At 68.2% G+C, this 24,364-nt stretch carries 20 protein-coding genes; 8 read left to right on the forward strand and 12 right to left on the reverse strand.

Features of this window, described 5'->3' with window-relative positions:
• The 4 genes from VF522_RS02710 to VF522_RS02725 all read right to left on the reverse strand — a co-directional run.
• Positions 1–1,534 (reverse strand): molybdopterin-dependent oxidoreductase (locus tag VF522_RS02710; protein ID WP_330906678.1); only part of this gene is annotated, 1,534 nt, incomplete at its 3' end.
• Positions 1,531–1,905 (reverse strand): nitrite reductase small subunit NirD, encoded by a 375-nt coding sequence (gene nirD, locus VF522_RS02715; protein ID WP_330906679.1) that lies wholly within the window; start codon positions 1,903–1,905, stop codon positions 1,531–1,533. The genes nirD and VF522_RS02710, both read right to left, overlap by 4 nt.
• Positions 1,902–4,349 (reverse strand): nitrite reductase large subunit NirB, encoded by a 2,448-nt coding sequence (gene nirB / locus VF522_RS02720; protein ID WP_330906680.1) that lies wholly within the window; start codon positions 4,347–4,349, stop codon positions 1,902–1,904. Before nirB ends, nirD begins: the two co-directional genes overlap by 4 nt.
• A 28-nt stretch (positions 4,350–4,377) precedes the next feature.
• Positions 4,378–5,610 carry an MFS transporter gene (locus tag VF522_RS02725; RefSeq protein WP_330906681.1) on the reverse strand — a complete coding sequence of 411 codons (1,233 nt, stop codon included), beginning with the start codon at positions 5,608–5,610 and terminating at the stop codon, positions 4,378–4,380.
• 197 nt (positions 5,611–5,807) lie between these two features.
• On the opposite strand from VF522_RS02725, the gene VF522_RS02730 reads away from it, so the two are divergent.
• Positions 5,808–7,055, forward strand: coding sequence for a type IV pili methyl-accepting chemotaxis transducer N-terminal domain-containing protein (locus VF522_RS02730; RefSeq protein ID WP_330906682.1), 1,248 nt, complete (start codon positions 5,808–5,810; stop codon positions 7,053–7,055).
• Positions 7,056–7,140: 85 nt separating this feature from the next.
• Here VF522_RS02730 and VF522_RS02735 read toward each other — a convergent pair whose 3' ends face one another.
• The 7 genes from VF522_RS02735 to VF522_RS02765 form a co-directional block, all read right to left on the reverse strand.
• Positions 7,141–7,596: a chemotaxis protein CheX gene (locus tag VF522_RS02735; RefSeq protein WP_330906683.1), complete on the reverse strand. Its 456-nt coding sequence runs from the start codon at positions 7,594–7,596 to the stop codon at positions 7,141–7,143.
• 2 nt (positions 7,597–7,598) lie between these two features.
• Positions 7,599–7,970, reverse strand: coding sequence for a response regulator transcription factor (locus tag VF522_RS02740; RefSeq protein ID WP_330906684.1), 372 nt, complete (start codon positions 7,968–7,970; stop codon positions 7,599–7,601).
• 11 nt (positions 7,971–7,981) lie between these two features.
• Positions 7,982–10,111: an ATP-binding protein gene (locus VF522_RS02745; RefSeq protein WP_330906685.1), complete on the reverse strand. Its 2,130-nt coding sequence runs from the start codon at positions 10,109–10,111 to the stop codon at positions 7,982–7,984.
• 16 nt (positions 10,112–10,127) lie between these two features.
• Positions 10,128–10,973 (reverse strand): ABC transporter ATP-binding protein, encoded by an 846-nt coding sequence (locus VF522_RS02750; protein WP_414709430.1) that lies wholly within the window; start codon positions 10,971–10,973, stop codon positions 10,128–10,130.
• 11 nt (positions 10,974–10,984) lie between these two features.
• Entirely contained in the window at positions 10,985–11,863 is an 879-nt protein-coding gene (ntrB, locus tag VF522_RS02755) for a nitrate ABC transporter permease (RefSeq protein ID WP_330906686.1), read from the reverse strand.
• Between the two features lie 10 nt (positions 11,864–11,873).
• The gene (locus VF522_RS02760) at positions 11,874–13,166 is read right to left on the reverse strand and encodes a CmpA/NrtA family ABC transporter substrate-binding protein (protein WP_330906687.1); all 1,293 of its coding nucleotides are present in this window, start codon (positions 13,164–13,166) and stop codon (positions 11,874–11,876) included.
• A gap of 275 nt (positions 13,167–13,441) precedes the next feature.
• Positions 13,442–14,668 carry a nitrate- and nitrite sensing domain-containing protein gene (locus VF522_RS02765; protein ID WP_330906688.1) on the reverse strand — a complete coding sequence of 409 codons (1,227 nt, stop codon included), beginning with the start codon at positions 14,666–14,668 and terminating at the stop codon, positions 13,442–13,444.
• Between the two features lie 43 nt (positions 14,669–14,711).
• On the opposite strand from VF522_RS02765, the gene VF522_RS02770 reads away from it, so the two are divergent.
• The 3 genes from VF522_RS02770 to VF522_RS02780 are packed head-to-tail and all read left to right on the forward strand — an operon-like array spanning position 14,712 to position 18,113.
• Positions 14,712–16,385, forward strand: a complete 1,674-nt coding sequence (locus VF522_RS02770) for an FAD-dependent oxidoreductase (protein WP_330906689.1) — start codon at positions 14,712–14,714, stop codon at positions 16,383–16,385.
• Positions 16,382–17,431, forward strand: a complete 1,050-nt coding sequence (gene tsaD / locus VF522_RS02775) for a tRNA (adenosine(37)-N6)-threonylcarbamoyltransferase complex transferase subunit TsaD (RefSeq protein WP_330906690.1) — start codon at positions 16,382–16,384, stop codon at positions 17,429–17,431. The genes VF522_RS02770 and tsaD overlap by 4 nt, the downstream gene beginning before the upstream one ends.
• A 49-nt stretch (positions 17,432–17,480) precedes the next feature.
• Positions 17,481–18,113, forward strand: coding sequence for a class I SAM-dependent methyltransferase (locus tag VF522_RS02780; protein ID WP_330906691.1), 633 nt, complete (start codon positions 17,481–17,483; stop codon positions 18,111–18,113).
• A gap of 122 nt (positions 18,114–18,235) precedes the next feature.
• On the opposite strand, the gene VF522_RS02785 is transcribed toward VF522_RS02780, so the two are convergent.
• Positions 18,236–18,613, reverse strand: coding sequence for an Hsp20/alpha crystallin family protein (locus VF522_RS02785; protein ID WP_330906692.1), 378 nt, complete (start codon positions 18,611–18,613; stop codon positions 18,236–18,238).
• Between the two features lie 141 nt (positions 18,614–18,754).
• On the opposite strand from VF522_RS02785, the gene VF522_RS02790 reads away from it, so the two are divergent.
• The 4 genes from VF522_RS02790 to pnp all read left to right on the forward strand — a co-directional run bounded on the left by VF522_RS02790 (position 18,755) and on the right by pnp (position 24,282).
• Positions 18,755–20,023 (forward strand): branched-chain amino acid ABC transporter substrate-binding protein, encoded by a 1,269-nt coding sequence (locus tag VF522_RS02790; RefSeq protein ID WP_330906693.1) that lies wholly within the window; start codon positions 18,755–18,757, stop codon positions 20,021–20,023.
• A 173-nt stretch (positions 20,024–20,196) separates the two neighbouring features.
• Entirely contained in the window at positions 20,197–21,351 is a 1,155-nt protein-coding gene (locus tag VF522_RS02795) for a pyridoxal phosphate-dependent aminotransferase (protein WP_330906694.1), read from the forward strand.
• 174 nt (positions 21,352–21,525) lie between these two features.
• Positions 21,526–21,789, forward strand: a complete 264-nt coding sequence (gene rpsO, locus VF522_RS02800; RefSeq protein ID WP_330906695.1) for a 30S ribosomal protein S15 — start codon at positions 21,526–21,528, stop codon at positions 21,787–21,789.
• Between the two features lie 186 nt (positions 21,790–21,975).
• Entirely contained in the window at positions 21,976–24,282 is a 2,307-nt protein-coding gene (pnp, locus tag VF522_RS02805) for a polyribonucleotide nucleotidyltransferase (RefSeq protein WP_330906696.1), read from the forward strand.
• The last annotated feature ends 82 nt before the right edge of the window (positions 24,283–24,364 follow it).

Below are 24,364 nucleotides of genomic sequence, written 5' to 3' on the forward strand. Positions count from 1 at the left end.
GGGGGGAGCGCCCCCACCCCAGCCCTCCCCCGGAGGGGGAGGGAGCAAGAAGAACTTCCAGGCGGCGCGCGAAATCGACCACGATGTCCCAGTCGTGCCGCGCGCTTCCGGGCGCCGGCACCGCCGCGCGGACGCGGCTGATGCGGCGTTCGCTGTTGGTGACGGTGCCTTCCTTCTCGCCCCAGGTGCTCGCCGGCAGCAGCAGGTCGGCGTAGTCGCAGGTCGACGTCGTGACGAAAGCCTCTTGCACCACGACGAACTCCGCGCGTTCCAATGCGCGGCGCACGGTCTTCTGGTCCGGCATCGATTGCGCCGGATTGGTGCAGGCGATCCACAGCGCCTTGATCTCGCCGTCGGCGGCGGCCTGGAACATCTCCACGGCGGTCTTGCCCGGCTTGTCGGGCACCGAAGGCACGCCCCAGAGCGCCGCGATTTCGGCCCGGTGCTGCGGATTGGCCATGTCACGGTGCGCCGAGATCAGGTTGGCCAGTCCGCCCACTTCACGGCCGCCCATGGCGTTCGGCTGGCCCGTGAGCGAGAACGGCCCGGCACCGGGTCGGCCGATCTGCGCGGTGGCGAGATGCAGGTTGATCAGCGCCGCGTTCTTGGCCGTGCCGTTGCTGGACTGGTTCAATCCCTGGCAGTACAGCGACAGCGTCGACGCCGACGTCGCGAACCACTTCGCCGCCGTGTACAGGTCTTCCTTGGCGATCCCGCAGGTCTGCGACACGAGGTCCGGCGTGCAGTCGCGCACCACCGCCTTCAGCGCGTCGAAGCCGTTGGTGTGCGCCGCGATGTACTCCGGCTGGGTCCAGCCTTCCCACAGCATGATGTGCAGCAGGCCGTGGAACAGCATCACGTCGGTGCCGGGCTGGACGGGGAGATACAGGTCGGCCAGTTCCGCCGTGTCGGTGCGGCGCGGGTCGCAGAAGATGACCTTCATCTGCGGCCGCTTCGCCTTGGCCTCCTCGATGCGCCGGAACAGGATCGGGTGCGCGAAGGCCGTGTTGCTGCCGACGATGAAGATGCAGTCCGCATGGTTCACGTCGTCGTAGCAGGCCGGCGGCGCGTCGGCGCCCAGGGTGAGCTTGTAGCCCGCCACCGCGCTGCTCATGCAAAGCCGCGAGTTGGTGTCGATGTTGTTGGTGCCGACCAGGCCCTTGGCCAGCTTGTTGAAGACGTAGTAGTCCTCGGTGAGCAGCTGGCCGGAGATGTAGAAGCCCACGGCGTCCGGCCCGTGCTCGCGGATCACCTGCGAGAAGTTCTCCGCGGCGAAGTCCAGCGCGCTGTCCCAGAAGACGCGATGCGGCGCCTGCTTGCGGTGCTCGCGCCGCATCGGGTGCAGCAGCCGCGTCTGCCGCGTCACTTCCGCCGAAGCGGTGAGATGCAGCGTCGAGCCCTTGGTGCACAGCCGGCCGAAGTTGGCCGGATGGTCCGGGTCGCCGCGCACGCCGGTGATCTGGTCGCCCTCCGACCGGATGATCACCCCACAACCCACGCCACAGTAGGGACAGGTGGACTTCGTTTCCGTCATCGGCACGGTCCCGCCGTCGGCGCTTCCACGTCGAGCGCGAGGGTCGCGAGTTCCACGGGGTCGAGCAGCACGTTGCCTTGTTCCACGCGGCAGGTGAAACGCTGCGTGCAACCGTCGTCCGGCGCCTTGGCGCAGCCATCGGCCAGGCCGATCGTCCAGTTGTGCAGCGGGCAGGCCACGCTGGTGCCGAACACGATGCCCTGCGACAGCGGACCGCCCTTGTGCGGGCAGCGATCGAGCAGGGCGAAGACCTGGTCCTCACCGTTGCGGAACACCGCCACGTCCATGCCCACCGGCCGCGCCACCCGGCGCGAACCCAGCACCGGAATGTCCTCCACGCGGCAGACCACCTGCCAGTCGTTCGACTTCATGCTTCCTGCCCCTCCGCCTGCAGCTTGGTGAATTGGCGCGTATCGACCGCGGCCTTGTCGTGTTCGAACCAGGGATCGGGTTCGCCGTCCAGGGCGAACTGCAGCCGTTCCCACAGCGCCTTGCGGCCGGCGTGGTCGTCGAGGATCTTCTTCTTGATGGAGTCGAGCCCCACGCGCTGGATATAGTGCACCGTGCGCTCCAGGTACCAGCCTTCCTCGCGATAGAGCTGCAGGAAGGCGCCGCTGTATTCCAGCACCTCCTCGGCGGTCTTCAGCTTGCAGAAGAACTGGCCGGCCTCGGTCTTGATGCCGCCGTTGCCGCCGACGTAGATCTCCCAGCCGGAATCGACGCCGATCACGCCGACGTCCTTGATGCCCGATTCGGCGCAGTTGCGCGGGCAGCCGGACACCGCCAGCTTCACCTTGTGCGGCGCGTACATGCGCCACAGCGCGCGCTCCAGGTCCTTGCCCATCTGGGTGGAGTCCTGGGTGCCGAAGCGGCACCACTCGCTGCCCACGCAGGTCTTGACCGTGCGCAGCGCCTTCGCATACGCATGGCCCGAAGGCATGCCGAGGTCCTGCCACACGTCGCGCAGGTCTTCCTTCTTCACGCCCAGCAGGTCGATGCGCTGGCCGCCGGTGACCTTCACCGTCGGGATCCGGTACTTGTCGACCACGTCGGCGATGCGCCGCAGCTCGGACGCCGTGGTCTCGCCGCCCCACATGCGCGGGATCACCGAGTAGGTGCCGTCCTTCTGGATGTTCGCGTGGCTGCGCTCGTTGATGTAGCGCGACTGCGGATCGTCCTTCGCCTCCTTGGGCCAGGTGGAGATCAGGTAGTAGTTCAGCGCCGGGCGGCAGGACGAGCAGCCGTTGGGCGTGCGCCACTCCATGAACTGCATGGTGTCGGCGATGGTGACCAGCTTGTTGGCCCGGATCGCATCGCGCACCTCCTGGTGCGAGTGGTCCGTGCAGCCGCACATGGCCTTCTTCTTGGGCGCCGCGGAGTAGTCGCCGCCGGCGGTGAACATGATGATCTGTTCGACCAGGCCGGTGCAGGAGCCGCAGGAGGCGCTCGCCTTGGTGTGCTTGCGCACCTCGTCGAGCGTGAACAGGCCCTTCTCCTTGATGGCCTTGCAGATCGTGCCCTTGTTCACGCCGTTGCAGCCGCAGACCTCGTCGGCATCGGACAGGGCCGCCGCCTTGTTCTGGCCCTGGTGGCCGGCGTCGCCGAGATTCGATTCACCGAACATCAGCTTCTCGCGGATGTCGACGATCTTGCGGCCCTCGCGCAGCAGCTTGAAGTAGTAGCTGCCGTCCACGGTGTCGCCGTACAGGCAGGCGCCGACCAGCTTGTCGTCCTTGATCACCAGCTTCTTGTAGACGCCGCCGAAGGGATCGCTCATCACGATCTCCTCGGTGCCGTCGCCGCCCATGAAGTCGCCGGCGGAGAACAGGTCGATGCCGGTGACCTTCAGCTTGGTGGAGGTGAGCGAGCCGGTGTAGCGGCCGATGCCGAACTGCGCCAGGTGGTTGGCCGCCACCTTGGCCTGCTCGAACAGCGGCGCGACCAGGCCGTAGGCGATGCCGCGGTGCGCGGCGCACTCGCCGACGGCATAGATGCGGGCGTCGGTGGTCGTCTGCATCGTGTCGTTCACCACGATGCCGCGGTTGCAGTGGATGCGGGACTGCTCGGCCAGTTCGGTGTTGGGGCGGATGCCGACGGCCATCACCACGAGGTCGGCCTCGGCCTGGGTTCCGTCTTTGAACTTCACCGCTGCCACGCGGCCGTCGGAGCCGCCCACCAGTTCCTGCGTCTGCGCGCCGATCATGAATTTCAGGCCGCGCTCCTCCAGCGACTTCTGCAGCAGCTTGCCCGCCACGTCGTCGAGCTGGCGCTCCATCAGCCAGGGCATCACGTGCACCACGGTGACGTCCATGCCGCGCTTCATCAGGCCGTTGGCGGCTTCCAGGCCCAGCAGGCCGCCGCCGATCACGACCGCCTTCCTGTACTTCTGCGCCGCTTCGATCATCGCGTTGGTGTCGGCGATGTCGCGGTAGGCGATCACGCCCTCCAGGTCCTTGCCGGGCACCGGCAGGATGAAGGGATTGGAGCCGGTGCACAGCAGCAGGCGGTCGTATTCCTCCTCGGTGCCGTCCTCGGCGCGCACGATGCGGTTGCGGCGGTCGATCTGCACCACCTTCCTGCCCGCGTGCAGGGTGATGCGGTTCTGCTCGTACCACTCCCAGGAGTTCAGGACGATCTCGTCCAGCGTCTGCTCGCCGGCCAGCACCGGCGACAGCAGGATGCGGTTGTAGTTCGGGTGCGGCTCGGCGCCGAAGACGGTGACGTCGTACAGCTCGGGTGCGATCTTCAGGAGCTCCTCGATCGTGCGCACGCCGGCCATGCCGTTGCCGACCATCACCAGTTTCGATTTCTTCATGGGGACTCCTTGAGGCTGTGGATCGGGTTCAGGCGCCGGCCATGGCGGGCTGCACGCGGGCGCGGCCGCCGCGCTCGGCCCAGGTGCGCGTCCAGCGCGACTGCATCGCGCGCATCACCGCGAGCACGAGCAGTGCCAGGACGGCGAAGAGGAAGAAGCCCCAGGCGTAGCTGCCCAGGTATTGCCTGGACAGGCCCATGGTGCTGGGGACCAGGCCGCCACCGAGGGCGCCGATCTCGCCGATCATGGAACCGGCCACCGCGGTGGTCGTCGGCCAGCGCAGCGGCACCAGCTGGAACAGCGCGCCGTTGCCCGCGCCGAGTGCGGCGAAGCACAGGATCAGCAGGGCGGTGGTGAGCACGATCGAGTGGCCGGTGAAGCCGACCAGCACCAGGCTGGTCGTCACGACCAGCAGCACCACGGTCAGCGTGTTGAGGCCGCCCCAGCGGTCGGAGATCCAGCCGCCCACCACGCGCATGGCCGCGCCCATGAAGGCCGCCAGCATGGTGAGCTGGCCCGCCTGCACCTTGCTCACGCCGAACTGGTCGAAGTAATAGGAAGGCAGGAAGCTGGTGAGGCCGATGAAGCCGCCGAAGCTGACGCAGTAGATGATGCTGAACACCCAGCCGTCGTGCTCGAACAGGCAGGCCACGTGTTCGCGCAGGGTGCCTTGCTTGTTGACGTCGCCGGGCTCCTTCGCGATGAAGATCATCACGGCGGCGGGGATCAGGATGCCGACGGCGGCGATGCCGTACACGGCCTGCCAGCCGAGCCATTGCGCCAGCGGCGGGGCGAGCAGCACGGAGACCGCCGTGCCGACGTTGCCGGCGCCGACGATGCCCATCGCCAGGCCCTTGTGCTGCGCCGGGAAGGAGCCGGAACCGAGCGACAGCGCCACGCCGAAGCTGGCGCCGGCGATGCCGAGCAGCACGCCCATGGCCAGCAGGTCGTTGAAGGTGTGGACGAAGAAGAGGCCGAACACCATCGCCGCGGCGATCATCCCCATCTCCACCAGCGTGGCCGCCTTGCGGCCGATGTACTGGGCGAGCAGGCCGAGCGGGAAGCGCATCAGCGCGCCGGCCACGATCGGGATCGACAGCATCAGGCCCATCTGCGCGGCGGAGAGCTGGTAGGCCTCCTTGATGAAGGGCGCCATCGCGCCGTTCAGCACCCAGACCGCGCAGGAGAAGGCGAAGTACAGGAAGGCCGCGAAGAGGGTGGGCGAGTGGCCGGACCGCAGGAAATTCTGGAAGGCGCGCATCGTTCGTGTGTCTGGACCGGGGCGCGGCCGGTGAGGCCACGCCCTTGGCGTTGGGTACGGGTCGGCACACCGCTTCGTGCGCATGGCCGGCGGTACGATGCACGGCCCGGGTGCGTCATCACACCCATGGCCTGTCGATTGCAGGGACCGTGCCAGCTTCCTTGCTCTATCCTTGCGCGCCTGCACGAGCTTTCGAATTGACCACCGTCCTCCTCCTCTCCATGCCCGATCCCGGTGCACCCGCGCTCGCCGCCGACTTCGCCGCGGCGGGCTTCGAGGTGCGCGGCGAAGGCGATTGCGCCCATCTGGTGCGCGAAACGCTGCGCGCGCAGCCCGACGTGCTCGTGTGCTGGGCGCCGCGCCCCGGCCCGGAGCTGTTGCACTCGGTCACGACGCTGCAAGCCCAGCAGCCGGTGCCGGTGGTGGTCTTCACGAACGACAGCGACGCCGAAGCGCTGCAGCGCGCACTCGAAGCGGGCGTGCACGCCTGGGTGGTGCAGGGTTATGCGCCGCAGCGGCTGCGTCCGCTGGTGCACCTGGCACAAGCGCGCGAGAAGCACGAACGCACGCTGCGGGACCGGATCGGCGAACTCTCCGACAAGCTGGAGGAGCGCAAGTGGGTGGACCGCGCCAAGGGCATCCTGATGCGCGCGCAGCAGGTCAGCGAGGAAGAGGCCTTCCAGCTGCTGCGCAATGCCTCCATGCACGGCAACCAGCGGGTGGGGCAGGTGTCGCGCCAGGTGATCGACGCGGCCAGGGTGGCCGAGGCGATCAACCGCGCGGGGCAGCAGCGCATGCTGTCGCAGCGCCTGGTGAAGCTCTACGCGCTCGCCTGCAGCCGCACCGAGGCCGCGGCGGCGGCGGTGCTGATGAAGGAATCGGTGCAGCGGGTGGAAGACAACCTCGCCGCGCTGGAGGCGGAGCTCTCGGCCGCGACCTACGGCGACCTGATCGTGGCGGCCCGCCGCGGCTGGGGCGAACTGCGCAAGCTGCTGGACGCGCCGGCCAAGCCAGCGGAGCTCGCGAAGCTGGACGAGCGCGCCGAGATGGTGCTGGCGCAGGCCGACGCGCTGGTGTCTGCGCTGGAATCGTCGGGGCTGGCGACGAAGGTGCACGTGATCAACGTGTCGGGGCGGCAGCGGATGCTGTCGCAGCGGATGGCGAAGCTGGCCTTGCTGCAGGCGGAAGGGACTTCGTGGGTCGAGACTGCCGCCGCATTCGAGCAGGGATTGGCGGAACTGGCAGCGGCGCCGCTGTCCACGCCGCAGATCCGCGCGCAGCTGGAGCAGGGGCGCGAAGCCTGGGAGCAGCTGCGCGCCGCGGTGCCGTCGGCGGCGCAGCCGGCGGGGCGGATGAAGGTCGCGGCGGCGAGCGAGGAGTTGCTGGAAGTGTTCGATCGGCTGACGGAGGCGTATCAGCGGAGCATCCAGGTGTTGATCGGCTAGGCCGTCATCCCCGCGGAGGCGGGGATCCAGGGCATTCAGGGCGCCGCATGGAAGCCCTGGATTCCCGCCTTCGCGGGAATGACGATCATCGCCGTTCCATGTCGATGCACACCACCGCCGGCTGGTGGTTCCACCGCAGCGTGATCGCATAGGGGTGCTTCCTCACGCGCGCCTGGATCCCCGAACTCCCATGCAGCCGCACCGGCACCGAGATGTTCAGCGAGGCCCCCAGCGTCTTGCGCGCGTTCCCGCCCAGCGTGTTGGCGATCTCGCCGACCGCGTCCAGCAGGTTGCCCTGCGACACGTCCGTCTCGCCTTGCAACAGCAGCAGCTCCTTCAACAGCTGCCCCGGCATCGACACGATCACGTGGCCGTTGTACGAGCCGGAGAAGGTGACGATGCCGTTGTACTCGTGCCCCTGCAGGTCGCCGGTGGCGAGGAAGGCGGAGGTGATCTGCGGTTCCTGCCGGGTCAGCACCTTGAAGTACTGCCGCACCGATTCGACGAACAGCTTCAGTTCGTTGGCGTCGAGCGATTCCATCCTTACTTCCCTTCCATCACGTCCAGCAGCGCGATCTTCAGCTCGTCGTCGCTGAAGGGCTTGGCCACGAAGCCGCGGGCGCCCAGGCGCAGTGCCTGGATCGCGGTGCTCTTGTCCGAGAGGGCGCTCACCACCAGGATGTTGGTCCGGGGCAGGATGCGCAGCATCTCCTGGATGCATTCGATACCGTCCATCTCCGGCATCGTGAGGTCCATGGTCACCACGTCCGGCTGCGTGGCGCGCGCGATGCGCAGCGCCTCGGCGCCGTTGCGGGCCAGGCCGACCAGCGACACGTGCGCCAGCCCGCCGTTCTGCACCACCCGCGAGATGCGCGAGCGGATCATGTTGGAGTCGTCGACGATCAAGAGTCTCATGGCAGTCCCCGTCAGGCGGCGAAGCGGATGCGGAATTCGGTGTGTTCGCCGGGGGTGGATCCCAGCGTCATGCGGGCGGCCAGCTTCTGCACGTTGGCCTGCACCACATCGAGGCCGATGCCGCGGCCGGCGTGCATCGACACGCCGCTCGCCGTGGAGAAGCCCGGCTTGAAGATGTGGCCCACGACCTGGCGGTCGTCGAAGCTGTCCAGCTGTTCCTGCGTGTACCAGCCCAGCTCGAGCAGCTTGCGGCGGATGCGCGGGGCGGAGAGGCCGGCGCCGTCGTCGCGCACGGTCAGCTGCCACTCGGCCTCGATGCGCGCGAGCTGCACGGCGACCTGCCCCGCTTCCGGCTTGCCGCTGGCGGTGCGCGTGACCGGCGCTTCGACCCCGTGGGTGATCGCATTGCGCAGCAGCTGCACCGCGATTTCGCGGGCGAGGTCGGCCTGTCCGGACGGCAGGTCCGCGAGGGCGCCGACGGCGACGCTCGCCTGCACCTTCTTGCCGCAGTCGGCGGCGACCTCCTGCGCCAGCCGCGCCAGCAACGCGTTGACGCCTTCGGTCCCCGGGGAGGCGCCCGCCGGACGCGACAGCCCGGTCAGCGTCTTGAGCGACGCCACCTTGGTCAGCAGGTCCTCCAGCGGCAGCGGGAGCGACAGCAGCGCCTGGCCCAGGTCGCCGGCGCCGCCGCCCTGGCGGATGCGGTCCAGCGCGGTCTCGAACTGGTGCGCCTGGCTGGCGAGCGTCTCCAGGCCCAGCGTCGCCGCATCGCCCTTGACCGCGTGCACCCGGCGGCGTGCCTCGTCGATGCGCTGCAGGATGGCGGATTCGCCCTGTGCGCTCGAGGTGCTGCGCAGCATGTCGTTCACTTCCAGCAGGTTCGCTTCGGCGCGCTGCACGAACTGGCGCAGCAGCGCCGGGTCGGCGTCCACCGCCTTCAGCAGCATCTCGAACTCCTTCTGCGAGCGCTGGCGTTCGGACTGCAGCTTGTGCTCCAGTTCCACCCGCGCCGATACGTCCTGCACGGTCACCAGCAGGTGACGCACCGCGCCGTCCTCCACCACCCGGTTGAAGTGGAAGGAGAGGTGGCGGATCACGTCGTCGCCGAGGCGGTTCTTCACCATCGCCTCGACTTCGGACAGGGGGTTGATGCCCTGGACCAGCGCTTCCTTCACGTGCGGCGCGAACAGCAGCTGCACGTAGTCGCGGGCGTCGTCGAGCGTCTTGTCGGTGAGCAGCGGCTCCAGCAACTTGAAGAAGTCCTGGCCGGGCGCCAGCGAGCGGCCGAACAAGGCGTGCGCCGAGCGCGACAGCTGCGAGCCGAGCTTGAAGTCGGGCGTGATCAGGAACAGGCCTTCGCGCACCGCCTGCAGGATTTCGTCGTTCTCCTCGTTGGCCGCCTCGATCGCGGCGTCCGAGGTCTGCAGCCGGCGCAGGAACTTGAACAGGATGAAGGCGAAGTTCAGCAGGGCCAGCACGATGCCGCCGGTCTGCACCATGCGCAGCGTGCTGGCGCGCGAGGCGCCGATCTGCTGCGTCTCGGTGACGAAGTCGTTGGCGACCGTCAACAGGCGGATGTTGTTGGCCTGGCTGTAGGCCAGCGCCGCCGACAGGTCCTCTGGGCCGAAGCCGTCGCGCATCAGCGGCTGCAGCTTCTCGAAATAGGGATTCCACAGCTGGTCGACCTGCGCCTCCAGCTGGCGGCCGCGTTCGGAAGTCACCGCGTCGAGAAACACCGGCTTGCCGTCGCCGCCCGGCACCGTGGCGCCCGCTTTGAAGGCCTTGTGCGACTGGTCGAAGATGCTGGCGCCGGAGCGCAGCTCCGCCAGTGTCTCGTTGCGGTACGCCTGCCCGGCGGCTCGCGCCGCATCCAGCTCCAGCAAGGTGCGCGCGATGCGCTGGGAGACGTAGCGCTGGCGGCCCGCCAGGTTGATGGCCACCGTGTCCTGGTCGATCTGGAACGAGGTGTAGAAGTTCAGGACCAGCACGCCCAGGTCGAACAGCAGGAAGAACGCCACCGCGATGATGATCTCGCGGTACTTGCCGAAGCGGAAACCCTGGCGCGCCTTGCGCCGGGTGCCGCGGCGCGTCTGCGCCGCCGGGGTGGACGTGGAAGGATCGAGGGGCAGGACGGCGGCCATCGTGGGGGCGGCGCGCTCAGGCGGCCGCCTTCTCCTTGCGCGTGAAGGTGCTCGCCGTGCGCGCGGAGATCGGCTCCACCTTGCGCTGCTTCTCGTACAGGAAGCTCAGGATCTCCTGCCGGCAGTGGTTGTAGGTGGGGTCCTCGGCGAGCGCGATGCGGTTGCGCGGACGCGCCAGCGGCACGTCCATCAGCTGGCCGATCGTGGCCGAAGGGCCGTTGGTCATCATCACCACGCGGTCGGACATCAGCACGGCCTCGTCGACGTCGTGCGTGATCATCATCACCGTGTTGCCCAGCTCGCTCTGGATGCGGATCACCTCGTCCTGCAGGTGGGCGCGGGTGAGCGCGTCGAGTGCGCCGAAGGGTTCGTCCAGCAGCAGTACCTTGGGCTCCATGGCCAGCGCCCGGGCGATGCCCACCCGCTGCTTCATGCCGCCGGAGATCTGCGACGGCAGGCGGTCCAGCGCATGCGACATGCTGACCATGGCGAGGTTGTGCAGGATCCACTCCTTGCGTTCGGCGGAGGAGCGCGTGTCGCGGAAGATCTTGTCGACCGCGATCTCCACGTTCTGGTAGACCGTGAGCCAGGGCAGCAGCGAGTGGTTCTGGAACACCACCGCGCGATCCGGCCCCGGCGCGTTGACTTCCTTGTCGTCCACCAGCACGCCGCCCGAGGTGGCGCGCAGCAGGCCGGCCACGATGTTCAGCACCGTGGACTTGCCGCAGCCCGAGTGCCCGATCAGCGAGATGAACTCGCCGCGCTTCACGTCCAGGCTGATGTTCTTCAGCACCGGATTGCCGCCGTTGGGGCCGGGGAAGGTCATGTCGACCTGCGAGAGGGAGAGGTAGGCTTTGCCCATGGTGTGCCCCATTAGCTTGCGGAGGTGCCGCGGGTGACCTTGCGGCCGATGAAGGCGACGATGCGGTCGAGCGCGAAGCCGACCAGGCCGACGTAGACGAGCGCGAGGATGATGTCGCTGATGCGCGAGCTGTTCCACGCGTCCCAGATGAAGAAGCCGATGCCCACGCCGCCGATCAGCATCTCCGCCGCGATGATCGCCAGCCAAGAGAGGCCGACGCCGATGCGCAGTCCCGAGAAGATGAAGGGCGCGGCCGCCGGCAGCATGATCTTGGCGAAGTACTCGATGCCATTCAGGCGGATCACCTTCGCGACGTTGCGGTAGTCCTCGGGGATGTTGCGGATGCCGATCGACGTGTTGATGATGATCGGCCAGATCGACGTGATGAAGATGACGAAGATCGCCGACGGATGCCCGTCGCGGAAGCCGGCCAGCGAGATCGGCAGCCAGGCGAGCGGCGGCACGGTGCGCAGCACCTGGAACAGCGGGTCGAGCCCGCGCAGCGCCCAGGTGGACTGGCCCACCAGCACGCCCAGGCTCACGCCCGCCAAGACCGCCAGCGAGTAGCCGTAGGCCACGCGCTTCAGGCTGGCGAGCAGTTGCCAGGCGATGCCGACGTCGTTGCCGCCGCGGTCGTAGAAGGGCTGGGTGATCAGTTCCCAGGTGTCCTGCACCACCTTGGTGGGTGCAGGCAGGGTGGCGCCGGGACGCGAGCCCAGCACCTGCCAGATCAGCACGAGGAAGCCGATGATCACCAGCGGCGGCAGCACGTGGGTGGCGAAGCTGCGCACCAGCCATGTCGTCCCGGACTTGATCCGGGACCCATGGTCGGCGATGCGCGTGGATGGATGCCGGGTCACGCCCGGCATGACAGCTTCCGTGTTCGACATGTCGTTCTCCTTACGCCGCCTTGACGTACTTGATCTCGAGCGACTCGAGATACTTCTTCGGGTTGGCCGGGTCGAACACCTTGCCGTCGAAGAACTTCTCGATGCCGCGCGAGGTGGACGTGGGGATGTCCTTGGCGGCGACGCCCAGTTCCTTCGCGGCGGCGCGCCAGAGGTCCTCGCGGTTCACCTTGGCGACCAGCGCCTTGGTGTCGAGGTTGGGCGGCAGGTAGCCCCAGCGCTGGTTCTCGGTGAGGAACCACAGGTCGTGCGACTGGAAGGGATAGGACGCCTGGTCCTTCCAGTAGCGCATCTGGAACCTGCTGTTGGCCTCGACGCGGCCGGTGCCGTAGTCGAAGTCGCCCTTCATGCGGTCGACGATGTCTTCCAGCGGCGCGCTGATCCAGCGGCGGCGCGAGCAGATCTCGGCGACTTCGGCCCGGTTCTTCGGGTCCTCGCAGTACATCTGCGCTTCCATGATCGCCTTGAGCAGCGCCTTCGTGCTGTTCGGGTTGGCCTGCACGTAGTCGGCGCGCATGGCGAAGGCCTTCTCCGGATGGTTCATCCAGAGCTCGCTGGTGGTGAGCGCCGTGTAGCCGATCTTCTGGTGAATGAGCTGCAGGTTCCAGGGCTCGCACACGCAGAAGGTGTCCATCGAACCCACCTTCATGTTCGCCACCATCTGGGGCGGGGGCACCGTGATGGTGTTGATGTCGCGGTTGGGGTCCACGCCGCCGGCGGCCATCCAGTAGCGCATCCACAGGTCGTGCGTGCCGCCGGGGAAGGTCATGGCGGCATTCACCGGCTTGCCGGTCTTCACGCGCTTGGCCAGCAGCGCGCTCTTGAAGGCCTTGTTGTCCAGGCCGACCTTCAGGTCCTTGTATTCGTTGGCCACCGAGATGCACTGGCCGCCGAGGTTCAGGCGCGCCAGGATGTTGATCGGCACTTGCACGTTGTTGGCTGTGACCGCCCCCGTGGAGATCAGGTAGGGCATGGGCGTGAGGATGTGCGCGCCGTCGATGCCGTTGCTCTTCGAGCCGAGCACCAGGTTGTCGCGCGTGGCGCCCCAGGAGGACTGCTTGGCGACTTCCACTTCGGTCATGCCGTGCTTCTTGAAGAAACCCTTCTCGTCGGCGACGAACAGCGGCGCGGCGTCGGTGAGCGCGATGAAGCCCAGCTTGGCGGCCCTGGTTTCCAGGGCAGTGCCCTGCGCCATGACGATGCCGGGAAAGAGGCCGGCGCCGGCGGCGGCCGCGGCCCCTTGCAGGACGGTGCGGCGGGAAACCGTGGTGGTGGGGTTGTGCATCGTGAGCTCCTGGTTGCGAAGAAGAAAAACAAAAACGGCGTCCATCGCACTGCGCGCCTGGGCACGCAGGGATGGACGCCGTTGTCCTGTGGTTCGGTTTGGTTCGCGCGCCGCCTTTAGCGCCCGTTCGGGAGAAGCTTATGCAGGGACCGTGCCAACCCTGGCTTCGTCATTCCCGCGGAGGCGGGAATCCAGAGCATTCAGAAGGCGGACGCCCTGGATCCCCGCCTGCGCGGGGATGACGGAGTCGACGTTGCGTGCACCGCCGCAGTGCATCAGCGCGACCCGCCGGGCAGCACGTCCGCCAGCGACAGCACCGCCTCCGCCACATCCACCAGCCGGCGGTTCTGGTTCATCGCCATCTGGCGCAGCGCCTTGTACGCCTCGTCTTCGCTCATCTGACGGTGCGCCATCAGCAGGCCCTTGGCGCGTTCGACCAGCTTGCGTTCGGTGAGCGAGGCGCGCACCGCGTCGAGCTCGTCGCCCATCGCCTGCAGGCGGCGCGACTGCTCCTGCACCAGGGCGAGCACCGAGCGCTCCAGCTGCGGTCCCAGGGGCGCCTTGCCGTCGGCACCAGGGTAGGGCGCCTCGCGCGCCAGCGCCTCCAGCAGTGCGCGCTGGTCGCGCAGTTCGGTGCGCGCCTGCGCGATGCGGGTCTCGCAGAGATGGCGCAGGTGGGCGGACAGCACTTCCTCGACGCCGCGCATGGCATCCATGCGCCGGCTGGACCACGCATGCCACTCGGTGCTCAGGTCGCTGTCGAGGGCGCCCGGGCGGCCCGCGCCGCCGATGCGGCGCAGGCGCTCCACTTCGGCGATCACCACCGGGTCGCGGCTCGCCTGGTCCGCGCGCAGCACCTCGGGGTCGGAGAAGTCGGCGAACACCTGGAAGCAGCCCTGCTGCGCGTCGATCAGGTGCCGCCACTGCTGCTGGCCCGCGAGATCGATGGTGCCGGACGCGAACAGGCTGGCGCCGAGGGCGCGCTCCTGCCCCGCGAACTCTTTCCCCTGCATGAAGTTGAAGAGCGCCACGAGCGCGCGCGACACCTCGGGGTCCGACGCGCTGTCGGCCGCCTCGAACACCACGGCGAGCAGGCCGGCGAGCAGCTTGCTGAACGCCGCCATCGCATCGCCCGCCGAGGCCGCCTGGTCCGCGATGCGCTCGCGCAGCCCCGGCAGGCCGTCCAGGGCGTGCAGCACCACCGCGACGCGGCTGAAAAGCCTCGCGCCATTGCGTGCCTGCACCGAATCCGTGTCGAGTCCTTCGAGCAGGGCGCGCACCTGCGCCTCGGCCCGGACGCTTTCCGGGACTTGCCGGCGGCGCTCTTCGGCGAAGCGGCGGCCCTGCGAGCCGAGGAAGAGGTTGGAGAGGCCGCGCTCGTTCTGCAGCGCGTGGACGAAGCGGCCGATGGCGCCCACCAGCTCGCCGGTGCGGGCGAGCTCCTCCAGGTCGGCGATCTCGCACTGGCGGGCGGCAAGCAGGAAGGTGGATCCGGATTTCACGGGGTGACTGCAGCAACAAGCGTGCCGTACCATCCCGCGGACCATGACCCTCCCACTCCAGGCGCAAGTCCTGATCGTCGGCGCCGGACCGGTCGGCCTGACCCTGGCCACGGACCTGGCCCAGCGCGGCATCACCGTCGTCGTCGCCGAAACGCGGCACCGCGGCGAGCCGCCGAGCGTGAAGTGCAACCACACCTCGGCGCGCTCGATGGAAATCTTCCGCCGGCTGGGCGTGGCGAAGGCCCTGCGCGAAGCGGGCTTGCCGGCCGATTACCCCAACGACGTCGCCTATCGCACCACCTTCACCGGCGAGGAGCTGTCGCGCATCCACATCCCGGCACGCCGGGACCGCTACACCGACAAGAGCGGGCCCGACGGCTGGTGGCCGACGCCGGAGCCGCCGCACCGCATCAACCAGATCTACCTCGAGCCCGTCCTCTTCGCGCACGCGGAAGCGACGAAGGGCGTCAGCATCCTGAGCCGCACCCGCATCGACGGGTTCACGCAGGACCTGGACGGCGTGCATGCGCAAGGCGTCGATCTCGATAGCGGCGAAGAGGTGCAGGTCCGCTGCGACTACCTGGTGGGCTGCGACGGCGGCCGCTCGGGCGTGCGCAAGGGCATCGGCGCCAGCCTGTCCGGTACCGACGTGGTGGGACGCGTGCAGTCCACGTACTTCCGTGCTCCGGACCTGCTCTCCCGCGCGAATCGTTCGCCCGCCTGGGCCACGTTCTCGCTCAATCCCCGCCGCAGCGGCAACGTGTACGCCATCGACGGCCGCGAGACCTTCCTGCTGCACAACTACCTGCGCCCGGACGAAACGGACTTCGATGCCGTCGACCGCGACTGGGCGATCCGCACCATCCTGGGTGTCGGCCCCGATTTCAGGTACGAGATCCTTTCCAAGGAGGACTGGATCGGACGCCGGCTGGTCGCCGACAAATTCCGGGACCGCCGCGTGTTCATCTGCGGCGATGCCTCCCACCTGTGGATTCCCATGGCCGGCTACGGCATGAACGCGGGCATCGCGGACGCGATGAACCTTTCCTGGCAACTGGCCGCGCGCCTGAACGGCTGGGGCGCGGAGGGCGTGCTCTCGGCCTACGAAGCCGAGCGGCTGCCCATCACCGCGCAGGTCTCGAAGTTCGCGATGAACCACGCGCTGGCGCTGCAGAAGGAGCGCGAGGGCGTGCCGCCCGGCATCGAGGCGCCGGGCGCCGCCGGCGAGAAGGCGCGCGCCGAGGCCGGCCGCTCGCTGTACGACCTGAACGTGAAGCAGTACTGCTGCGGCGGCCTGAACTTCGGCTCCTTCTACGACGCGTCGCCCCTGATCGCCTACGACGGCGAGGTGGCGCCCGCGTACACGATGGACCAGTTCACGCCGTCCACCGTGCCCGGTTGCCGCACGCCCCACGTCTGGCTGGAAGACGGGCGCTCGCTGTACGACGCGATGGGGCCGGAGTTCACGCTGCTGCGATTCGATCCCCAGGCCGACGCGCGTCCGCTGCAGGAGGCCGCAGCGCGTCGTGGCGTGCCGCTCGAAATGCTCGACGTGCGCTCGCCCGAAGCGGCCGGCCTCTACCGGCATGCCTTCGTGCTGTCGCGGCCGGACCAGCACGTCGCCTGGCGTGGGGACCGCATGCCCGACGATCCGCTCGCCCTCGTGGACCTCATCCGCGGCCAGGGAAAAGGGGCGCCCGGTAAACTCGCCGCATGATCGTTCTGGGCATCGAGTCGTCCTGCGACGAGACCGGCGTGGCGCTGGTGGATACCGCGGGCGTGACGGTCCCGCGATTGCGCGCGCACGCGCTGCACAGCCAGATCGAGATGCACCAGGCCTATGGCGGCGTGGTGCCGGAACTCGCCAGCCGCGACCACATCCGTCGTGTGCTGCCGCTCGCCGAACAGGTGCTGGCCGAGGCCAGCGCCACATTGCGCGAGATCGACGTCGTGGCTTACACCCGCGGACCCGGCTTGGCCGGTGCGCTGCTGGTCGGCGCGGGGGTGGCCTGCGCGCTGGGCGCCGCGCTCGGCAAGCCGGTGCTGGGCGTGCACCACCTGGAAGGCCACCTGCTGTCGCCATTCCTGAGCAGCGACCCACCCGAATTTCCCTTCATTGCCCTGCTGGTCTCCGGCGGACACACGCAGCTGATGCAGGTGGACGGCGTCGGCCGCTACACCCTGCTGGGCGAAACCATCGACGATGCCGCCGGCGAGGCCTTCGACAAGTCGGCCAAGCTGCTCGGCCTCGGCTATCCGGGCGGACCGGCCCTGTCGCGGCTCGCGCAGCAGGGCGATCCGGCCGCGTTCAAGTTGCCGCGACCGCTGCTGCACAGCGGCGACCTGGATTTCTCCTTCGCCGGGCTGAAGACCGCCGTGCTGACGCAGGTGCACAAGCTCGGCCCGGCACTGGAAGAGCGCAAGGCCGACCTGGCCGCGTCCACCGAGGCAGCGATCGCAGACGTGCTGGTGAAGAAATCCATGGCCGCGCTGGAACGCAGCGGGCTGCAACGCATCGTCGTGGCCGGCGGCGTCGGCGCCAACCGGCGGCTGCGGGCCCAGCTCGACGCTGCCTGCGCCAGGCGCGGGGTGCGCGTCCACTATCCGGAGCTGTCGCTGTGCACCGACAACGGCGCCATGATCGCCCTGGCCGCGGCCATGCGGCTGCAGGCGGGGGTGCAGCAGGCCGTGCCGAACTACGCCTTCGACGTCAAGCCGCGCTGGCCGCTGGAGTCGCTGGCCGCCGAACGGCCGGGCAGCTAAGGAAAACTCCTCAAGCGGAAAGCGTGGGACCCCCGCCTAACATGGCGGCATGAGCGCCCAGCCCCCGTTCACCGACCCGGCCGGCACCTGGAACCAGCGGTTCTCGGCCGCGGGCTACCTGTTCGGCACCGAACCCAACGCCTGGCTGCACGAGCATGCCGATCTCTGGCATGCGGGGCAGCGCGTGCTGAGCGTTGCCGACGGGGAAGGGCGCAACAGCGTCTGGCTGGCGCAGCGCGGCCTCACGGTGGATGCCTTCGACATCTCCGAAGTCGGTGTGCGCAAGGCGCGCAACTTCGCGCGCATCACCGGCGTGAAGGTGAACTTCGCGGTGGCCGACGTCGCCACGCTGCAGTGGCCGGTGAGCATCTACGACGGCGTCGCGGCGATCTTCTTCCAGTTCGCCGATCCGGAACTGCGCGCGAAGATCTTCTCCGGCATCGTGCACTGCCTCAAGCCGGGCGGCACGCTGGTCCTGCAAGGCTACGCGCCGAAGCAGCTGGAGTACCGCACCGGCGGCCCGCCGATCGCATCGCACATGTACACGCCGGAGCTGCTGCGCGAATCGTTCCACGACATGGAGATCCTCGAGCTGCTGGAGTACGAGGCCGAACTCGCGGAAGGCACGGGGCACAAGGGGCACTCGGCGCTGGTCGGGATGGTGGCGCGAAAGAGGGCGTGAGCGTTTCGTCATTCCCGCGCAGGCGGGAACCCAGGGCGTTGAAGGCAAAAGTAAAGCGGCCCCGCGGGGCCGCTTTTCCTGAATGCCCTGGGTCCCCGCCTCCGCGGGGATGACAGGGATCCTTACTTCACCTCGATCTGGCGCGACGTCACCACCGGCTTCTTCTTGCCCAGGGTGAGGGTCAGCACGCCGTTCTCGAGCTTCGCGCTGGTCGCTTCGGCATCGATCTCGGCCGGCAGCTCGTAGGCGGCCTGGTACTGGCGCACGGCGTCCTGGGTGGTGGCCACGCGGACCACGGTGCCGTCGACGTCGATGGTCAGCTGCTCGCGCGAGACGCCGGGCACGTCGAGGGTGACGGTCCAGGCCTCTTCGTTCTGTTCCACCTTCACGCCGGAAGTCGACGGGGAGAAGAAGGACTCGTTGAGGAAACGCTCGAAGGAGCGGTCGAACGCACGGGCGGGAACGTAGGCGCGGGTGCGGAGGGCGGGTGCGAAGAACATCTGAAATCTCCTTGACTGGAATGGAGGGGGACGCGGCACGATCGGTGTCCGCACGTCCCTTACACTGCGCGGCTTTCGTTCGTGATCGCCGCCTGCACACAATCTGCGCACCCCGCGGCACTTTTCAAGAGAAAACCTGGCATGAAAAATTCGCGTCGCGCGGTCTTGAAATCGTTGGCCGCGGTGGCATTTCTTCCCGCCTTCGCCCATTCCCAACCCGCTGCCGGCCCCGTCAAGCTGGCGATGATCGAGGGCCTCTCGGGCGGCAACGCCAACGGCGGCGAAGCGGTGTTCCGCAACCTGGTGTGGGCCGTGGAGCGCGTCAACCAGCGCGGTGGCGTGCGCACCCGGGGCGGTGCACGCCAGCTGCAGCTGGATCGCTACGACAGCAAGGGCCAGATCGAGGAAGCGCTGTCGGCCTTCCGCGCGGCGATCGACGACGGCGCGCGCGTGATCCTGCAGGGCAACTCCTCCGCGGTCGCGGCGGCGCTGATCGATGCGGTGAACAAGCACAACGAACGCGAGCCGGACAAGCGGGTCGTGTTCCTCAATTACTCCGCGGTCGACCCGATCCTCACCAACGACAAGTGCAGCTTCTGGCACTTCCGCTTCGACGCGCATGGCGACATGCGCCTGGCCGCGCTGATGTCGGTGATCCGCGAGGACAAGGCGATGAAGTCCGTGTACCTCATCGGGCAGGACTACAGTTTCGGCCAGGCGGTGCTGCGCGAGTCGCGCCGCCAGCTCGCCGCGCAGCGTCCCGACGTGCAGGTGGTGGGCGACGAGCTGCACCCGCTGCTGCGCATCAAGGACTTCGCGCCCTACGCGGCCAAGATCAAGGCGAGCGGCGCCGACGCCGTGATCACCGGCAACTTCAGCAACGACCTCACGCTGCTGGTGAAGGCCGCGCGCGAGGCCGGCTTCGACGGGCGTTTCTACACCTTCTACGGCAATGCGCTCGGCGCGCCGGCCGCGATCGGCGAGGCGGGCGTGGGCAAGGTGGTGGCGATCGCCGACTGGCTGCCCAACTGGCCGTCGCGCGAGAGCGAGGCTTTCTACCGGTCCTTCCGCCAGCGCTATCCCAAGCCTGCCGACGACTACGTGCATATGCGCATGCAGCTGATGATCGAGGCGCTGGCGCAGGCGATCGAGAAGGCCGGCACCGACGAGGCCGCGCCGCTGGCGCGGGCGCTCGAACAGGCGAGCGTCACCTTCGCCGGCCAGACCGGCCGCATGCGCGCGGCCGACCACCAGTTCCAGCAGCCGCTGGTGGTGGGCGTGATGGACCGGCAGGGCACGCCGGGCGTGCAGTTCGACGTGGAAGGCTCCGGCTACGGCTTCCGCGTGGTGCGCACGATCCAGCCGCAGCAGGCGGAAATGCCGCACTCTTGCAGGATGGTGCGGCCGTAGCGAGGAAAAACGAACTACCGGACGCAGAGGACGCAAAGGTTTCGCAGAGACCGCAAAAAAAAAGAAAGCAGAAAAAAGCCTTTCACTTTTCGGTTTCTTCTGCGTCCTCCGCGGAACCTTTGCGTCCTCTGCGTCCGGATGCTGGGTTTTCCGCTTTCCCCGACAATCGAGCCATGCGCCAGACCGTCCAGAACCTCGAAGAATCCAAGATCCGTGAAGTCGCCAACGCCGGCATGGGGCGCAGCGACGTGCTGCCCTTCTGGTTCGGCGAGAGCGACGAGGTCACGCCCGACTTCATCCGCCAGGCCGCGATCGCCTCGCTGCAGGCGGGCGAGACCTTCTATGCGCACAACCTGGGCCTGCCGGAACTGCGCGAGGCGATCTCCGCATACGCCGGCAAGCTGCATGGGCCCGTCGGTGTCGAGCGCATCGCGGTCACTTCCGGCGGCGTCAACGCGCTGATGCTGGCGTGCCAGGCGGTGGTGGATGCGGGCGACGAGGTGGTGGCGGTCACGCCGGTGTGGCCCAACCTGACGGCGCAGGCGCTGATCATGGGCGCGAAGCTCAAGCGCGTGTCGCTCACGCCGAAGCACGGCGCCTGGACGCTGGACCTGCCCAGGCTGCTGGACGCGATCACGCCGGCGACGCGTCTGCTGATCGTCAATGCGCCGAACAACCCGACCGGCTGGACGCTCTCCCGCGACGAGCAGCGGGCGATCCTGGAGCACTGCCGCAAGACCGGCACCTGGATCCTGGCCGACGAGGTGTACGAGCGGCTGTACTTCGAGACGACGCCCAACCATTGCGCGCCGAGCTTCCTCGACGTGGCGCAGGCGGACGACCGACTGATCGTCGTGCACAGCTTCTCCAAGAGCTTCCTCATGACGGGCTGGCGCCTGGGCTGGCTGGCGATGCCGCCGGCGCTGACCCACCACATGGGCACGCTCAGCGAATTCAACACCTCCTGCGCCAGCGGGTTCACGCAACGGGCGGCAGTGGAGGCGATGCGCCGCACCGACGAGGTCACGCCGCGCGTCGTGGCCCACCTGAAGACCTGCCGTGACACGCTGGTGCCGCTGCTGCAGGCGCTCCCCGGCGTGGAACTGACGCCGGCCAAGGGCGGCATGTACGCCTTCTTCAAGCTCGACGGTTTCGACGATTCGCTGGCCCTGGCCAAGAGGCTGGTGGCCGAGGCGGGCATCGGCCTGGCGCCCGGCAATGCCTTCGCGCCCGAGGCGCAGGGCTGGCTGCGGTGGTGCTTCGCGTCGAAGGACGTGGCACGGCTGAGGCAGGGCGTCGATCGCCTGGCCACCTGGCTGTCCAGGTAGGCGTCACCCCCGCGGAGGCGGGGATCCAGAGGATCCGGAAGCCCGGGATTCCCGCCTCCGCGGGAATGACAAGACCCACTCCGCTATAATCCGCCGGTTCTGCACTCCGCAGATCGCACGCCAGGCCGCAGTCCCGCAGCCTCGCGCAAGTCAACAACTTTCAAGGACATCCCCATGACCGCCATCAACAAGGCAGAGATCGTGGCCGCCAACGCGCGCGGCGCCAACGACACCGGCAGCCCGGAAGTGCAAGTCGCCCTCCTGACCGCCCGCATCAACGAACTCACCCCGCACTTCAAGACGCACGCCAAGGACCACCACGGCCGCCGCGGCCTGCTGCGCATGGTGAACCGCCGCAAGAGCCTGCTCGCCTACCTGAAGAACAACGACGCCGAGCGCTACACGGCACTGATCGCCAAGCTGGGCCTGCGCAAGTAAGCGCGCAGCCCGCACGAGACGCCTGAGACAGTTCTAGCGACTGCTCAGGCGTTTTTTACTTCGGAGCGGCAGGACCGGATACGCGCTGTGTCATTCCTGGGGGGCTCGGCCTCCCGAACCCCGCAGGAATGGCATCGTGTTCGGCCCCCATGCTCCGGCCAACCCAGAGAAGAAAGAGGACATGCCATGAGCATCTTCAACAAGGTCACCAAGACGTTCCAGTGGGGCAACCACACCGTCACGCTGGAAACCGGCGAGATCGCCCGCCAGGCCGGCGGTGCCGTGCTGGTCAACATCGACGACACCGTGGTGCTGGCCACCGTGGTCGGCTCCAAGACCGCCAAGCCGGGCCAGGACTTCTTCCCCCTGACCGTCGACTACATCGAGAAGACCTACGCCGCCGGCAAGATCCCCGGTTCGTTCTTCAAGCGTGAAGCCAAGCCCTCGGAACTCGAGACGCTGACGTCGCGCCTGATCGACCGCCCGATCCGCCCGCTGTTCCCCGAGGGCTTCTACAACGAGGTGCACGTGGTCATCCACACCATCTCGCTGAACCCGGAAGTCGACGCCGACATCGCCGCCCTGATCGGCGTGTCCGCCGCGCTGTCCATCTCCGGCATCCCGTTCAATGGCCCGATCGGCGCCGCCCGCGTGGGCTACGTCAACGGCGAGTACGTGCTGAACCCCGGCCCGTCCGCCCGCAAGATGTCGGACCTCGACCTGGTCGTCGCCGGCACCGAGTCCGCCGTGCTGATGGTGGAATCCGAGGCGCAGCAGCTGTCCGAGGAAGTGATGCTGGGCGCCGTGGTGTTCGGCCACGAGCAGGGCAACATCGCCATCAACGCGATCCACGAGCTGGTGCGCGAAGCCGGCAAGCCGGTGTGGGACTGGCAGCCCGCCGCCAAGGACGAATCCTTCGAAGCCAAGGTCCGCGAGGTGGCCGAGGAGAAGATCCGCGCCGCCTACCAGATCCGCAGCAAGCAGGCCCGCACCCAGGCCCTGCGCGAAGCCGGTTCCTCCGTGCAGTCCGCGCTGAAGGAGCAGGGCATCGACTTCGACCCGATCAAGGTCGACAACCTGGTGTTCGAGATCGAGGCCCGCACCGTGCGCAGCCAGATCCTCAACGGCGAGCCGCGCATCGACGGCCGCGACACCCGCACGGTGCGCCCGATCGAGATCCGCACCGGCGTGCTGCCCCGCACCCACGGCTCCGCGCTGTTCACCCGCGGTGAGACCCAGGCGCTGGTGATCTCCACGCTGGGCACCGAGCAGGACGCGCAGCGCATCGACGCGCTGGCCGGCGAGTTCCAGGACCGCTTCCTGTTCCACTACAACATGCCTCCTTTCGCCACCGGTGAAACGGGCCGCATGGGCTCCACCAAGCGCCGCGAAGTCGGCCACGGCCGCCTGGCCAAGCGCGCGCTGATCCCGCTGCTGCCCAGCAAGGAAGAGTTCCCCTACGTGATGCGCGTGGTCTCCGAGATCACCGAGTCCAACGGTTCCTCGTCGATGGCTTCCGTCTGCGGCGGCTGCCTGGCGCTGATGGACGCCGGCGTGCCGATGAAGGCCCACGTGGCCGGCATCGCCATGGGCCTGATCAAGGAAGGCAACCGCTTCGCCGTGCTGACCGACATCCTGGGCGACGAGGACCACCTCGGCGACATGGACTTCAAGGTGGCCGGCACCGTCAACGGCGTGACCGCCCTGCAGATGGACATCAAGATCCAGGGCATCACCAAGGAGATCATGCAGGTCGCCCTGGCGCAGGCCAAGGAAGCGCGCATGCACATCCTGGGCAAGATGCAGGAAGCGCTGGGCGAGGCGAAGACCGAGGTGAGCAACTTCGCGCCGCGCCTGTACACGATGAAGATCAACCCCGAGAAGATCCGCGACGTGATCGGCAAGGGCGGCGCGGTGATCCGCGCGCTGACCGAAGAGACCGGCACGCAGATCGACATCGCGGAAGACGGCACCATCACCATCGCCTCCACCGACGCCGACAAGGCCGCCGAGGCGAAGAAGCGCATCGAGCAGATCACGGCGGAAGTCGAGATCGGCAAGGTCTACGAAGGCCCGATCACCAAGATCCTGGACTTCGGCGCGCTGGTCAACCTGCTGCCCGGCAAGGACGGCCTGCTGCACATCAGCCAGATCGCGCACGAGCGCGTCGAGAAGGTCACCGACTACCTGTCGGAAGGCCAGGTCGTGAAGGTCAAGGTCCTCGAGACCGACGACAAGGGCCGCGTGAAGCTGTCCATGAAGGCGCTGACCGAGCGTCCGGAAGGCATGCCCGAGCGCGAGCCCCGTGGCGACCGTCCCCCGCGCGGCGAGTACCGCGGTGACCGTGGCGATCGCGGCGACCGTGGCGATCGCGGTGACCGCCCCCCGCGCGAGTTCCGCGAGCCGCGTGAACCCCGCGAGTCGCGCGAGCAGCGCGAGCCGGCGCCGGTGCAGGACAACGCCGGCAACAACGGCAACGAGCCGCAGCAGTAAGGCCGTTCCACGTTGAGCGTTCAGCGTTCAGCGTGGAATCCGCTCAACTCTCAACGCTCAACGCTTAACGATGAAAGCCATC

The organism is Ramlibacter sp. (assembly GCF_036383835.1).
In the GTDB taxonomy this organism is placed as follows: Bacteria; Pseudomonadota; Gammaproteobacteria; order Burkholderiales; family Burkholderiaceae_C; genus Ramlibacter.